This window comes from Cohaesibacter sp. CAU 1516, from assembly GCF_005771485.1.
Classification (GTDB): domain Bacteria; phylum Pseudomonadota; class Alphaproteobacteria; order Rhizobiales; family Cohaesibacteraceae; genus Cohaesibacter; species Cohaesibacter intestini.
The window spans coordinates 1-14181 of record NZ_VANT01000014.1; the positions used below are offsets into that span (position 1 = coordinate 1).

Annotated in this window: 13 protein-coding genes and 1 tRNA gene; 5 read left to right on the forward strand and 9 right to left on the reverse strand. The window is 55.7% G+C overall.

Annotated features, from left to right (window positions below):
* Positions 1-460 precede the first annotated feature (460 nt).
* From FDK21_RS19475 to FDK21_RS19485, 3 genes are all read left to right on the forward strand, one after another.
* Positions 461-1006: a hypothetical protein gene (locus tag FDK21_RS19475; RefSeq protein WP_138150553.1), complete on the forward strand. Its 546-nt coding sequence runs from the start codon at positions 461-463 to the stop codon at positions 1004-1006.
* Positions 1007-1372 carry a hypothetical protein gene (locus FDK21_RS19480; protein ID WP_138150554.1) on the forward strand — a complete coding sequence of 122 codons (366 nt, stop codon included), beginning with the start codon at positions 1007-1009 and terminating at the stop codon, positions 1370-1372. It begins immediately after the preceding gene.
* Between the two features lie 133 nt (positions 1373-1505).
* The gene (locus FDK21_RS19485) at positions 1506-1850 is read left to right on the forward strand and encodes an antitoxin Xre/MbcA/ParS toxin-binding domain-containing protein (RefSeq protein WP_138150555.1); all 345 of its coding nucleotides are present in this window, start codon (positions 1506-1508) and stop codon (positions 1848-1850) included.
* Between the two features lie 206 nt (positions 1851-2056).
* Here FDK21_RS19485 and FDK21_RS19490 read toward each other — a convergent pair whose 3' ends face one another.
* From FDK21_RS19490 to FDK21_RS19515, 6 genes are all read right to left on the reverse strand, one after another.
* Positions 2057-2686: a HEPN domain-containing protein gene (locus FDK21_RS19490; RefSeq protein WP_138150556.1), complete on the reverse strand. Its 630-nt coding sequence runs from the start codon at positions 2684-2686 to the stop codon at positions 2057-2059.
* A complete protein-coding gene (locus FDK21_RS19495; RefSeq protein WP_138150557.1) occupies positions 2670-3872 on the reverse strand; it encodes a DUF262 domain-containing protein in 1203 nt (400 codons plus the stop codon). Before FDK21_RS19495 ends, FDK21_RS19490 begins: the two co-directional genes overlap by 17 nt.
* A gap of 314 nt (positions 3873-4186) precedes the next feature.
* Positions 4187-5518 (reverse strand): MFS transporter, encoded by a 1332-nt coding sequence (locus FDK21_RS19500; protein WP_138150558.1) that lies wholly within the window; start codon positions 5516-5518, stop codon positions 4187-4189.
* 1 nt (position 5519) lies between these two features.
* Positions 5520-6488, reverse strand: a complete 969-nt coding sequence (locus FDK21_RS19505) for a zinc-binding alcohol dehydrogenase family protein (protein ID WP_138150559.1) — start codon at positions 6486-6488, stop codon at positions 5520-5522.
* Positions 6485-7099, reverse strand: coding sequence for a methyltransferase domain-containing protein (locus tag FDK21_RS19510; RefSeq protein WP_138150560.1), 615 nt, complete (start codon positions 7097-7099; stop codon positions 6485-6487). Before FDK21_RS19510 ends, FDK21_RS19505 begins: the two co-directional genes overlap by 4 nt.
* Before the next feature lie 24 nt (positions 7100-7123).
* A complete protein-coding gene (locus FDK21_RS19515) occupies positions 7124-8638 on the reverse strand; it encodes an FAD-dependent oxidoreductase (RefSeq protein ID WP_138150561.1) in 1515 nt (504 codons plus the stop codon).
* 44 nt (positions 8639-8682) lie between these two features.
* Here FDK21_RS19515 and FDK21_RS19520 point away from each other — a divergent pair, with 44 nt between their 5' ends.
* Positions 8683-9171 carry a MarR family winged helix-turn-helix transcriptional regulator gene (locus tag FDK21_RS19520; RefSeq protein ID WP_138150562.1) on the forward strand — a complete coding sequence of 163 codons (489 nt, stop codon included), beginning with the start codon at positions 8683-8685 and terminating at the stop codon, positions 9169-9171.
* 350 nt (positions 9172-9521) lie between these two features.
* Here FDK21_RS19520 and FDK21_RS19525 read toward each other — a convergent pair whose 3' ends face one another.
* Positions 9522-10430, reverse strand: a complete 909-nt coding sequence (locus tag FDK21_RS19525; protein ID WP_138150563.1) for a LysR family transcriptional regulator — start codon at positions 10428-10430, stop codon at positions 9522-9524.
* 116 nt (positions 10431-10546) lie between these two features.
* Here FDK21_RS19525 and FDK21_RS19530 point away from each other — a divergent pair, with 116 nt between their 5' ends.
* Positions 10547-11413: an SDR family oxidoreductase gene (locus tag FDK21_RS19530; protein ID WP_210238851.1), complete on the forward strand. Its 867-nt coding sequence runs from the start codon at positions 10547-10549 to the stop codon at positions 11411-11413.
* 498 nt (positions 11414-11911) lie between these two features.
* On the opposite strand, the gene FDK21_RS19535 is transcribed toward FDK21_RS19530, so the two are convergent.
* Together FDK21_RS19535 and FDK21_RS19540 are read right to left on the reverse strand one after the other, a co-directional pair.
* Positions 11912-11988 (reverse strand) — tRNA-Arg (locus tag FDK21_RS19535).
* A gap of 374 nt (positions 11989-12362) precedes the next feature.
* Positions 12363-14153: an SLC13 family permease gene (locus FDK21_RS19540; protein WP_348639251.1), complete on the reverse strand. Its 1791-nt coding sequence runs from the start codon at positions 14151-14153 to the stop codon at positions 12363-12365.
* Positions 14154-14181: the final 28 nt, after the last annotated feature.

A 14181-nucleotide genomic window follows, 5' to 3' on the forward strand; every position in this document is an offset into this window, starting at 1 on the left:
CTGGACCCAATATCTCGCCGCGCATCAAAATCCTCGCTAAGACACGTCAATAAGGACGTCATTATTGACGTGTCTTAAATCAGAAGACCGAGTTCGGAAAGGCGGTGCCAACCGGGTGATTACGGACAATCGAGGACACTTATCTACATCATCACCCTGATTTTCAGGATTCTGCTGTCAGCGCGATGGAAGGGAATAAAAAGTGCTAATGCCATGTCGTCGCCAGACCAGAATGCTGACACCTTAACTGACCAATATGGAGCTCTTTCAAAACTGTTGACCTGCGCCTCGCCTGACGAACAACGCCCTCTTTCATTGGTTTGAAAGGGGGTGTTTTTTGTTGGAAGCCATGGAGTTCAGATTGGCACGGCAGCCGGGATGACGCCGCGCCGATCAGAACCATCAAGTTGGAAAGAAGAGCAACAGGCGTTTGTTTTCAGTTTTATAAGGAACCATAAACATGGCCGTTGCAACCAATCATTCCACCTACAAAGAAAGCAAATGGATTAATACCATCAGTCGTGGCGATATCGCCCTTTTTGCGCGCCCCTCGGCATTCAAAAATCACGATAAACTAATCAACCCTACCCCCTATCTTGTTCTCGAAATTGTTTATGTCAGTGGAGACATGTATGTCGTTCTTACCGCCGGAACAACAGTTGCAGCCGCGCCGCCGCGCCCCTTTGATATCCAGATTACCAACAAACCTTCACTAAAAGAGGCTGGGCTTGCTGAACCAATTTCCTTTGACACCAACCACCGCATCATTGTCCCAGTTCTTCATTCAGGTTTCGGTATGCGTTTTGGCGCTACACCGGTAATTGGCCGGCTAAATTCTGCAGGTCAATATCATCTTCGATCCGTTCGTTCACCTCAGAAGGTTTTAGCTGATCGGAAAACTTGCCTTTGGGCTCAGCAATGGTTGTTCGAAGAATCCTGCAAAAATCCGAGAAAAAGTGATCAAGTGATCATTCCGGCTCCCTATTCCTCCGAGCCACATATTTGATTGCTTGGCTCGCTGGAAACAGCCAAGGCGTATGTTGAGGCATCAAATCCAGAGACCAAGAAAGTAAATAAACAGAGAGATCTGATCATTCGCGGCAGCCTTGGTGACGCCGCTTATGATCCGATCCTCTCGGGAAAAGGCAAAGACAGGCGTCAATTAGGTTTCAAATTACAAGGACCCAAACTGTTGTTCATCAAGGCCATCTCCAATCACCAGACTCGCCAAACCTGTCATGACTGGAAAGATAGACTCAAATGGGGTGATGTCACTCTATTCCCCTTTCCGATCGAAGCGAATCGGCAGCGGCTCGATCAAGAACCACAAAGTGTGCAGCTTCCTCCGACCAGACGTCAGGTAATTGGATAATCAACTGTCACAAGATGACTGTTTTCTGCAAACCTTGGGCTTCAAGAGACTTGAGTTATTCGAAAGATGGTTACAGAATGGGTTTGTCCCGAATGCAGCTAAAACGCCGGCTTAGCGATAAGGTTCTCCCAACATGACCACACAATTCGATTGCAACAATCGCATTATATCTGCACGGGCATTTGCAACGAACCTTGGTATAACGCAAACAGAATTGGCTAAGTTGACCGGAATTGATCGACATGCTTTGTACACGCAATCGAGTTTGCTCAAACTCGAAGAAGCAGTGCGCCCATTAATGAGCATCCTCAACCTAGCAAGCGAGATGACTGGATCCGATCAGCGTGCGGCTCTTTGGTTTAAACATCAACCAATTCCTGGTTGGGCCGGAAAAACTGCGTTTGATTTGGTGTTGGAGCGCAAATCTGACAGAGTTCTTGCCTATTTGAAGTCGGTCCAATCAGGTGTCTATTCATAAGTGAATCTGCAATGCACAGATTGGCATATTCCTGACCAGTTCTCATTGAGACCCATGGAAGAAGCGGCCCAAAGCCGACATTGAAGGCTTCATCCCAATCAAATTCCACGCGTCGCGTTGCTGACATTCATGCAATCAGAAGAATGTGCTGTGAAAAATTTCATCTTTAGATCTCGAGCCGGAAATATTAGTTTCCTTCCTTGTACTTATTTCACCATTCCCTCTTGGAGTTGCAGGCAAGCGGCAGCATCAAATGCGATCAACCCAGTAAGGATCTGCTTTGTCTCTGACAAAATGGAGCTTCTGGTCTCGGAAGTTTTCACTTTGACTTTATGGGCAATAGATCCTCTTTTTGTACCGAAGGCGTTCAATGCAGCCGATACTGCTAGATCGACCTCTTCAGGATCAACTCCAATCTGCAAAAACAATTTTTCCTGATCAGCAGTGGTGACGCCGTAGTTCGCTTGAACATCAAGGGTGAGATTTGACACTGCGCTTGAAGCAAAGCCAAGTAAGTCGGACGCCACTGAGGACTTTATTTTACGCCGCGCAATATCATCGTCAACTTGCTGCATCGCCTCAGAGGCAACAAGACTTAGCATTGCTCGACAAACTCTATCGTCTTTTTTTAACTGCGAATGCGCTTCTCGGGATACTATCGTAACAATTTCTTCAATGTATTGTTCGAAGGCTGCGTGGGCGAGAAGCACGTAGGACTGTACTTTTAAGTGATCAAGGGGGCTTACACACTCGTTCTCAGGAACTCGTGCGAGGATCTTTCGGATATTCTTGAGAGACGCGTTAAGCGCCTTGTACGGCTTAGTTGGCGACTTCATTTGCAAGCGCCGGCAGATTGAGTTGAACACCTGTCATTTCAGCAACTTTGGTATAAAAACTAGTAAACCTTGTGCGTGTCGAGGCAACTGATTTGGTCGTTGTCTCAACAGCTCTTCTGAAAGAATCTGTTGCGGAGGTCTGTTCAAAGCCGGCAACAAATTCTGCCGAGTTTTCGAGCGCCCAAGCCCGAACTTCAGGGTTCGACAAAGCTCCAACGAGGACATCAAAAAGCGCTCTATTGAATCTGCTTTCGTATCCTCCATCAACAAATTTTCGGCAAAACTTCTTGTCGGGGAAAACCTCTATTCCTGCGGCGATAGCATCATTCATGTTGGTCAAACGTGAGGTAACAGCCGTAACAGCGTCTTCATTGTCAGCCATTGCAGCATTGTAACGTGCGCACAACTCATCGAGAAACTTTTTTAGGTCGCCAGCGTAGATAAGGTTCGGATCAGAAAAAGCGAGAAACCGAGCTGCTAACTCGACATCGTTCATTCTTGGATCTGGGCTCTTCTTGGAAATGAGTTCGTGTAGTGGCCCAACTTGATCAGTCCATTGAATGATGAATTTCAAAAAATCCCCTGGATACAGCGACATCCTCAGCTCCATAGGAGACAGTTTCACTGAACCTGAATTGAGACGATGGAAAATCTCATATAGAATTCTATCGTCTTCCCAGCCTCGGATTACTGCTGTCCTTTGAGTTTGGTTAAGTAACTCAAATTTCCAGTCCTCGTCTTTCTCGATTTCTTCCCAAGTCTTGCCCTCTAAGTCAGATAGCACTCGAAGGTTCTTCAGTCGGAACTTTTGCCCACTGGGGAATTTCCCATCTATGAATTCCTTGATGGTCAACAGTCTTTGTTTGCCATCCAGAACTAGGAAAGACTTACTACTACCACCACTGGCCGATAGTAGAATCTGAGGGATCGGTATCCCTAGGAAGAATGACTCGATGAAGCTAATCTTGGCTTTTGGGGACCATACATTTCGACGTTGAAATTCCGGTGAAAGGTTTATTTGGCTACCAATTTGTCTGTACAGTGTCTCGATTGTCCAATCGGTCGGTGAGATCAAAAGGGACGAGAACTCCGCTGCTGTTACATTCGAGCTTTCACCTTCTTCGGTTGGTTCCAGTTCCTCAAATTGCTCATCCCTGTCTTCGTAAGCCAAACCATCCTCCTGCATGTTCTGTGTATCCTAGGTGTTTCCGGCTCACAGTCAACCAACTGACGTCTTTTTCGCTTAGCGAATGCCCGCTTCTTTTAGTCACGATCTCACACACCGCAACCGCAGCGAACGGCCGCTCCCCGCCCTTCTTGCTCCTTCGCGTCGGCGCGTGCGAACGACGGCTTTGAAAGCGCCTTCCGGACCGGCAGAAACGGGTCCGTAACTGTTCTGACCGCTTTTCGAATCCAAAAGACGAAAGCGGTCGAAACAACTCGTTCGCCACCGTCCTTCATTGGTGCGATAGCGATCATTTCCGCAGATCCCAGCGAATATCAGTTCGAATTCGATACTGGTCCATCGACTGGCGCGCAGTCGCCATGCGCCGAAGTTTCGGTGTCAGTTCGGGATTCTATTGCCTCGGGATCATCGTCGCGACGCAGGCGCGTGCGTGCGATGAACGCCCCGGTCAGCGCAATCGCCACCACCGCCCCGATCCACGCTCCGTAAAGACCTAATCCGAGAATGAAGCCGGCAACGACCGGGCTTGCAATGTCCGTCACCGCAACGAGGGACTGGATCGTGCCCATGACAACGCCCTGCCGTTCCTGCGGAACCTGGACGGAGAGGGCCGCCATGAAGGTCGGGCGCGCGAGCGCGACGCCTGTGCTGATGCAAAGCACGGCAAAGGCGAGCGTCGGAGTATTGGATGCAAAGCCCGCCGCAAGGTAGCCGATCGTCAGAACGCCGAAGACCACGACAACCAGATTACGTTCGGTGAAGTGCTCGCTGATCCGCCTCAGAAGAAAGAGCTGAACGACGATGTTGATGACGCCATCGGCAGCAAGAAGGTAGCTGAGTTCCTTCGGGCCGAAGGCCTGCCCGTTCCACGCAAAGGTGTCTCCGAGAAAAACGGCAAGCTGCGAACTGAATAGGCCATAGGAGAAATAATGGCAGAGAAGGACGATGACGAGCACACGGATAGCCGGGGTGGAGACGATCGACCTGAAAGACACCCTTTCATGAATCTCATCCCTCTCGGCCGCGCTGTCGGGCTGGCGAGCGGCGTTCGCGCCCCTCACCCAAAGTGCGGTAACGACAATGCTCGTTGCCGAAAGTATCAATGACAGCCAGATTGGGGCGGTGAGCGAAATATCGGAAACGTACCCAGAGATGCCCGGCCCGACGATGCCCCCGAGGCCGAGGCCCGCGCTGAGGACGCCGATGGCCTGACGCCGGTTCGTGGGCGAGCTATTGTCAGCGGTATAGGCGGCGGCGGCCGAGAAGTTGGCGGCGGTGAGGCCGAGCAGGACCCTCGCCAGCAATACGAAAGCCACGGCATTCGCAAGAGCCAACAGGGTCAGGCTCACCAAGGCTCCCGCCTGGCTCGCCAGCAGCACTTTCTTTCGGCCAAAACGGTCGGAAAGCTGCCCGAGGATCGGAGCGGCGACAAACTGGCTAAGTGCTTCCGCGCCGAGAACAAAGCCGAGGACCAGGGGCGTGGCGCCAAGCTCCCTTAAATAGAATGGCAGAACAGGCAGGACTGCCCCGGCGCTGGCCGCGTCGAGACTCACGATGATGAAGACTGGCAGAATGACCTGCCAATTCAACCGTGTGTGGTGAGACGGGGCCTTTTGTGCTCCGTTCGCTCCAGTTGGCCCGCTCATATCAGGCACCTTTGGCGTCAATGGTCAGAACAGTGCGAGAGGCACTGCCGGATTTCGACCATGCCTCCACGACCCTAGACAGCGGGACCGGATCGACCGCGATCCTGATGCCCCTGAAAGCGGCGGCGCGCAGCACCTCGCCCGTGAGACTGACAAGCCTTTCAAGCGCTATGCTGCCGATGCCGCTCCCCATCAGTTCGATCGCCGAGGCGCGCAACACGGCGCTTGGAAGCATGATCTCCTGCCCGCTCACCGATCCGACCTGAACGAAACGGATCGGAACCCCGTCCGCACCGGCCCTTGCGGCAGCGATCAGAAGCCGCTCGGCGCTCGCCCCCCAAAGATAGTCGATAACGACGTCAATCCCTTCCGCGAACTGCGCCATGAAGCTACGCTCCATCGCATCCCCGTCCCCGGTCAACCGGATCGTCACGTCAGCGCCAGCGCCCGCGAGGGCGCGCAATGTGTCGGCGTTGCGGCCGGTCGCGATCACCTTGCCTGCCCCAAGATGCTTTGCGATCTGCACCGCCAGCTGGCCGGCCATACCGGTTGCGCCGTTCACCAGCACGGTTTCGCCAGCCTTCAGCCGGGCGCGTTCGCAAAAGGCCGCCCAGGAGGACAGGCCGGGATTGGCGATTGCCGCCGCCATCACATCATCGAGTTCTTCGGGGACCGGCAGGCATTGCGTGGTCGGCGCGACCGTGCGCTCGCACATGCTGCCATAGAGCGGATGCGGCAGGGCGAAATAGACCCGTCGCCCGTCGTCAAGCCGTCCTACGCCATCGATACCGGCGACCAGCGGAAATTCGCCCGAGGAACTGTAGTGTGCGCCGGACGCGCGGCTTTTGGCGATATTGCTGATGGAGGCGGCGGTAACTGTTATACGGCTTTCACCGGGTGCGATGACAGGTTCCGGGAATTCGCCATAGACGGGGCTTTGCCCGGCCTGGCGAACGATGGCGGCTTTCATGTTGCTATTCCTTCGATTGCGGATTTCAGCAGCCGTCGCCGGCTGATGCGGTAGACGGTTGCGGGCGGCATGTTGTGGAATGTGCGCCCGATGCATTTTGCCTTCAGCCCAAGCCGGACCAGGATCGGGCGGGGCACCGGGCAGCGTGGCCCGTAGGTGAACTGAAAAAAGGCGCCGCCTGGCCTAAGCCAGCCGGTCGCACCGGCAAGGATCATCATGAGCTTTCGCGGCGGCATCGACAGAAGCGGCAAGCCGCTGATGACAGCGCCCAGGCAAGCATCCTCGAACAGAATGGTCCGGGAAAGCCGGGCGGCGTCCATATGGAGCACGCGCACGCCGGGGAACCGGGCCTCCAGCAGGGTCGCGAAATCCTTGCCGGATTCGATGAGTGTCAGGTTGAGGGGCGTGACGCCTCGTTCCAGAAGCGCTTTCGTGAACACGCCCGTCCCCGGACCAAGCTCAAGAACCGGGCCGGTCGCGGCCGATTTTTCGGAGGTCATCAGGGCCGCAAGCGATTGGCCGGACGGCGCGATCGCCCCGACCCTCAACGGGTAGGAAAGCCAGTTGCGGAAGAACCGTGCATGTTCGGTATTCTGCCAGATTTCCATCATGTCATCGGCCTTGTACGCACCGCGTCACACGGCGGGCTTTCTGCGACCCGTTCCCAGTCCCACATGGCGGAGATATCCCTCGAGCGCGTCGATTTGCTCGGTCGAGACGATCGCGCCGACATAGCCATCGGGGCGGACCAGCACCCAGGAACCGGGCGTCAGGGCGTAAGCCTGGCGCACACAGTCACCATGATCGACGACATCGCCCCGCGGGCCGAAAACATGGATGTGTAGCCCCTGCCGCGGGGCGATGGCGGACCGTTCGACCTCGTAGCCAAGCAGCGTCCAGTGAGGCCCTTTGAAAAGCTGGAAAAGGCTCGTCGGGCGGCCGGCTGCTCCCATAATCGGCACTTCGGGCGCACGATCGCCAGCAAGCAGCCCGCCCTCCCGCTGCGGCTCTTCCATGGCCAGCGGGGATTCGGGATAGCCGATGTCGAGCTGGTGGGTTTCGCGTCCCCGCCGCATTTCTCCGCGCTTCATCGCATCAAGCAGACTGGTCGCAAGACCGAGCATCTGCGCGGCGATCGGGCGGCGTTCTTCCTCGTAGCTGTCGAGCAACGAAACCGGATCGCCCTTGAGAACCGTCGCCAGCTTCCAGCCGAGATTGTAGGCGTCCTGAACGCTGGTGTTGAGGCCCTGGCCGCCGGTAGGCGGATGAGTATGAGCGGCGTCGCCGGTAAGGAATGCACGACCAACACGGTAGAGTTCGGCAAGCCGGGCGTTCATATTAAAGGCCGACGCCCAGGACACCGACAGAATGCGGATGTCTCTCCCGGTGCGCTCGGATACGAGCCCCGAAAGGCCCTCCTCCGAAAGATCCATATTGCCTTCCAGCGGAATCGGTGCCTGAATCTGAAACAGCTCCGTGCCTGCGAGCGGGCATATTCCAATTTGCCGCTGCATGTCGCCCTCGTTGAAGCGGTGCCACGCATCGCGATCCAGTCCCGTCAGGACAACATCGGCCACCACGACCCGGACGCCGAGCGTCTTGCCGGGAAAGTCGATGCCAAGCGCATGGCGGACAAAGCTTCGCCCGCCATCGGCCCCTACGAGGTAGCGCGCGTGCACGACCTCTTCCCCGGCCTTTCCGACGAGGCGAGCCGTTACGCTTTCATCATCCTGCTCAAAGCCGACCAATTCGCAACCGAACTGCACGCGATGGCCGAACTCGGCGAGCCGCTCACGCATGACGCCTTCGGTGAGGAACTGCGGGATCATGAGCGGCGTGCGATAGGGCTCATCCGTCCTCGGCTCTTCGGCCTCGCCAACAGCCAAATCGGTAACCGCGCCATCCTGTGTGTATTCCCGCTGCGGCGGATAGGGGCCACCCGCAGCGACAATTCGGTCGACGATGCCAAGGTCCTCGAAGATTTCCAGCGTGCGCGGTTGCAGTCCCTTGCCGCGCGAACCGCGAAAAGCATCATCCAACATTTCGATCAGGCGGAAGGGAATTCCCCGCCGTGCGAGATCGATTGCAAGGGTAAGACCGGCCGCTCCCGCGCCGCAAATCAGCACGTCGGTCGTGAAGTCTCTTGTCATGTTCAGCTCCATATGTGTAATATGCACATAATAGGAGTACCGACATGCCGTCAACAAAAAATGTGCAAAATACACATATTAGCGATCAGATTCGCGAAATCCACGACGCATTGATTGACATTGTCAGTGTGATGAACAGGCCGCAGCGCGACGAGGAGATGGTCCGCGATGCCGGCATAGCACTCGATCGCGCCTTGTTTCCCCTGCTCGTTGTAATCGAGCGGCGCGGACCGATCGGCGTCGTGGAACTCGCTGACGGGGTGGGACGCGACTATACGACCGTCAGCCGTCAGGTCACAAAACTGGAAAGTCTAGACCTGGTGGAGCGCCAGACAAACAATGCCGACCGCAGGGTCCGCAAAGCTGTCATCGCCCCGAAGGGTAAGGCGATGACCGACAAGGTCGATGGGGTGCGCGAGCGAAACGCCCGCGCCATCTTCGAGACATGGAACGCCCAGGAGGTCGATGACCTAGTGCGACTCATGCGCAAACTGGCCGACGCCATGAAGGACGCGCCAGACCCGGGCGATTAGTCTGCGCGCATCGTCAAAATTGGACTGTAGCGACACGTATTCTCCGGTCTTCTACAGATTCCCCGAAAGACGGATGGTTTTGCGACAGCGGGAAGCTCGGTCTCTGGCGCGCAGCTATGTCCGCTTCCGGGCGCGCAATACTGTATCACCTGTGACCGGAACGGTGAAGGATTTCCAACGCGGGTCGAAATTGCATCCAGCCGAAAAATCGCGCCGCGACCCGCATCGAAAATCCTTCACCATTCCTGCCATAAGCCAATCTTTGAATGCTGCATTGCTGTTTCCTTGAAGCGGACATTCACCACGCTTCGAACCCATGGTCCGATTTCAACCTGTGAAATGGAGCTGGATCAACACATATAGATGGCGGACCGACAAATTTCGATAAAACTGCGCAGTGGCTGCGGCGCGGACCGATTGGGGTAATATAGACGCGGTCCATCCATCTCGGGCCACCAATCTGGAAGAACCGGCACCAACCTGCCGGTGGCAAAATCCTCATCCAGCCAGTTTCGGAATGTCTGAATAATACCCATACCCGCTCTCGTGTAACGCAACCCCGTGTCAATCGCATTCACACTCAGGATGAGGGCATTGTTTGGCTTTACCTCCATGAACTGCCCCTCTCTGCACAGCGTCCAAGGCAACAGCGGGCCGCCCTTCAAGCGGTACCGGATCGCGCTGTGTACCGTAAGATCCTCCGGTTCAAGAGGCATGCCATGTTCCTGCAAATAGGTGGGAGCTGCAGCCAATGCCATCTGCTGTGTGCGAGGTCCGATCGGGATAGAGATCATGTCTTGTTCCAGAACGCTGCCATAACGGATACCAGCATCGCAGCCAGCAGCAATCATATCCACCAGATCGTTTTCAACTATGATCTCGACCTCAACCCCCGGATAGCGGCGATGATATTCGGCGAGAAGTGAAGGCAAAATATCCGGCATAACCGCACCGGGAACATTCAGTTTCAGACGCCCTTGCACCTGCCCGCCAAGATTGATGACCTCAAGGCAAGCGGCATCCACGGCAGACAAAAGCGGCGCAACCCGGTCCACAAGCAGTTTTCCTTCATCGGTGAGATGCAGGCTCCTCGTCGTGCGACGCAAGACCGGCACCCCAAGCTGCACTTCAATTCGCGAAACCGTCGTGCTGACCTTTGAAGGCGCGACACCAAGCCGACGGGCGGCCGCACGAAAGCCTCCGTTACGAAGCACAGCAAGCAGGACGGTCAGATCATCAAAGGAAACTTTGTTCTCCATACAGAACAACCCGTTCGAATTCAGCTCTCTTATCTTTCTATTTTAAAACAGTCATTGTGTCGAACAAATAAAACAGGTCGAGCGTCAGTGGCGCGAACCATATGATTGGAGATTGAATGATACTTGTAGTTACAGGTGCCTCGGGGAAACTTGGCGGACTTGTCGTAGAGGCGCTGTTGCGCCTCGTGCCTGCAGAGCAGATTGGTGTAAGTGTACGGGATCCTGCAAAGCTTTCTCACCTTGCCGCTCGCGGAGTTCGTGTCAGAAAGGGCGATTACAATGATGCTGACAGTTTGCGCTCTGCTTGGGAAGGTGCAGAGCGTGTGCTGCTCGTGTCTTCCAATGCAGCTGCATCCGGAGGCAATGCACTGGCCCAACATGAAACAGCCATAGCTGTGGCAAAGGAGTTGGGCGTAAAGCGATTGCTTTATACCAGTCAGGTCTCCAGCAACTCACAATCACACTTCCCTCCGGGCAGAGATCATGCAGCGACCGAGGCAATGCTGGCGCATTCCGGCCTCGCATGGACAGCGTTGCGTCACGGCTTTTATGCTGACAGCGCCATCAGCATGCATGCAAGCGGGTTAGAAAGCAGCCGTCTGATCGGCCCCGAGGACGGCAAGGTTTCCTGGACAACCCACCAAGACCTGGCCGAGGTGGACGCTCTGTTCCTGAGCGGTCGCGAAACGCACGAAGGCCCAACACCTCCTTTGACCGGCAGCGAAGCGCTCGATATGGGGGATCTTGCACGACTGGCGGGAGACATTTTTGGCCGAACCATAGAACGGAGCGTCATTAGCGAAAGCACAATGGTTGAGAATGCCCGGCGTCATGGGCTTCCGGAAAGCGTCATTAGTGTTATGACGGGTTATTATCGTGCTGCCCGGGAGGGTGAATTCGCGATGATTGATCCAACCTTGAAAAGACTATTGGGTCGAGAGCCCCAGCGCATCAAAGAAATCCTGACCCGAAAGTTCGGATAGAGATCTGTTTGGGTGGTTCGTGTCAGCTCGAACTTGCTGGGGTAGTTCGCGAGCTGGCCCTCATAAATATGGCCGCCTATCACAACTTGAGTGGGTGTGATGTGAACATAATCCGGTCGGTGTCATAGCCGGCCGAACCGGCGGCCTGAGCCTGGATGCGCATAGGGATCCCTTAAATGGCCGCTTTGGCCTGCGGCATCAGAAATCTCGCAGCTGCGTGAGATGACTGCTTTCCGCCCATATTACTCATTCGAGTGTCGGTACTAGAGCCCCACCAAACTTTCTTAGTTCGGCTAATGCAGGATTGGATTGTTCAAATTCGGCAGGAACGATGCGGGTCGGGAATAACCCTTTCCAAGCAACATTTCCCCCGCTAGCAGGACACCAACCGCGCGAATTGAAACTTGATTCCAAATCGTTTCATGGGCCGTTTCATGGGCTTACTATTACTTTTGATAAATTGAATTTATTTATCGTCTTGAATTTAAAAGGCAAATTTGGCGCACCCGAGAGGATTCGAACCTCTGGCCTCTGCCTTCGGAGGGCAGCGCTCTATCCAGCTGAGCTACGGGTGCCTGGCGCTGATGAGGGGATTGTCGGCATGACGCCTTGTCTCGATCCCGTCGCGCGAAGATATGTCGGACTTCTTAGCTGATGCGTTGCGTTGGTGCAATGGGAAATGACGGTGAATTTCGTCGCTTTGTGCATATTGAGCAGGGAGTGTGGTGTTCCATCCCAATGGCTTTGGGGCAGATGGGATCGGTGATATCGCAAAGGGGAGTATCCTCGCGCCGTCCGAGTAGTGGACCATGACGCAGACGGCGATGTTGCGAAAGCCGGAAGCTCAGAAGATGATCAAACAACTCAGCGACAGGATCTGCAAAACCGTTTCAGCGAAGGAGGCAATCAATGCCGTGCGAACGAGCCGCCTGGGGTGACGCATTTGCGCTTAAAGCGGCCAGACGATCAGGATGGTGGGCACCGAGATGGCAATGATCAGGATCTCAAGCGGCAGGCCCATGCGCCAATAGTCGCCAAATTTGTAGCCGCCTGGGCCCATGATAAGCGTGTTGTTCTTGTGGCCGATGGGGGTAAGAAAGGCACAAGAAGCAGCCACGGCGACGGCCATCAGAAATGGATCGGGGTTGACGCCAAGGCGATTGGCGATCTCGATGGCAATGGGGGCGGCGACCACGGCTGTCGCCGTGTTGTTGAGCACGTCGGATAGAGTCATGGTGACGACCATCAGGATGGTCAGGATGATGGCTGGCCCCAACCCTTCAGTTAAAGACAGGATCGAGCCAGCAATCAGGCTCGTGCCGCCGGAATTTTCAAGCGCGGTACCTAGCGGGATCATGCTGCCGAGCAGCACGACCACGGGCCATTCGATCGTGTCATAGACCTCTCGGATCGGGACGATTTCCAGCAGGGTATAGAGCACCACCACTGCAGCAAGCGCGATGGGCAGATAGACCAGCTCAAAGCTGGCAGCGAGGATGGCAAGGGCAAACAGGCCTGCGGCCAGTCCGGCGCGGCCATGCTGGGTGAGGGACAGGCCGCGATTGGCCAGAGGCAAGCATCCGAGCCAGCGCACCGTGTCGGGTAAGGCATCTGCAGGTCCGAGCAGGAGCAATACGTCCCCCGCCTGAATTTCTTCCTTGCGAACCCGTTGATAAAAGCGCGTGCCCTGTCGGGAAATGCCCAGCAAAGTCACATTGCGGCGTGACAACAGGCGCACGGACATCGAGGAACGCCCGACAATGCGGGCATCAGCGGGCACCACGCATTCGGTCAATTCCATGCCGCGGGCGGCGACCGGAGCCTCTGATGGCTTGCGCTGATAGCCCAGTTTGAGACTGCCGACAAATTTATCGATCTGCTCAGGCGTGGCTTCGAGCACCAGAATGTCCTTGGCGCGCAGTTCGGTGTTGCGGCTGTTGCCCGCCAAACGCTTGCCGTTGCGGATGACACCCATGATGGCGATGTCATGCTCTTCGCAGGCCTCGTCGAGTTCCCGGACCAATTGGCCCTCGGCCTTGCTGTCTTCGATGACCACGACCTCTGCGATATATTTCCCGATTTCGAACAGATCTTGCGTTTCATCGCGGCTGCTCTGGGCGCCGGGGATCAGGCGCCAGCCGACCAGCGCGATGAACACCATGCCAGCGGTGGCGGCCACCAAACCGACGGGGGCAAAATCGAACATGGCAAAGGGTTCCCCCAAGGCCTGCTCCCGGAAGGCGGCGATGATGATGTTGGGGGGGGTGCCGATCAGGGTGATCATGCCTCCCAGAATGGTGGCAAAGGCCAGCGGCATTAAAGAGAGGGACGGGCTGCGTCCCGACTTTTGCGCCGCCTGAATGTCAACGGGCATGAGCAGGGCGAGCGCCGCGACATTGTTCATCAGGGCGCTCATCAGGCCGCCTGCCGCCCCGATGATCGAGACGTGGCTTTGCAGCGAGCGGTCCTTGTCAATGACCAAAGCCGTGATCTTGTCGACCGCTCCGGACAAAACCAGCCCGCGCGAGACCACCAGAACCAGAGCCACAATGATTGTGGCCGGATGACCAAAGCCCGAAAAGGCTTGATCCTTTGGCACAAGACCCAGCAGCAATGCGATGACCAGAGCGCCAAAAGCGATGACATCATAGCGGATACGGCCCCACAGCAGCATCGCAAAGACAAGGCCGAAGAGGGAGAAAAGGGCAATCTGGTCGAAGGTGAGAGAGCTGTCTGACACGGAAACTGGCATGGTGGCGGGTTTGTGA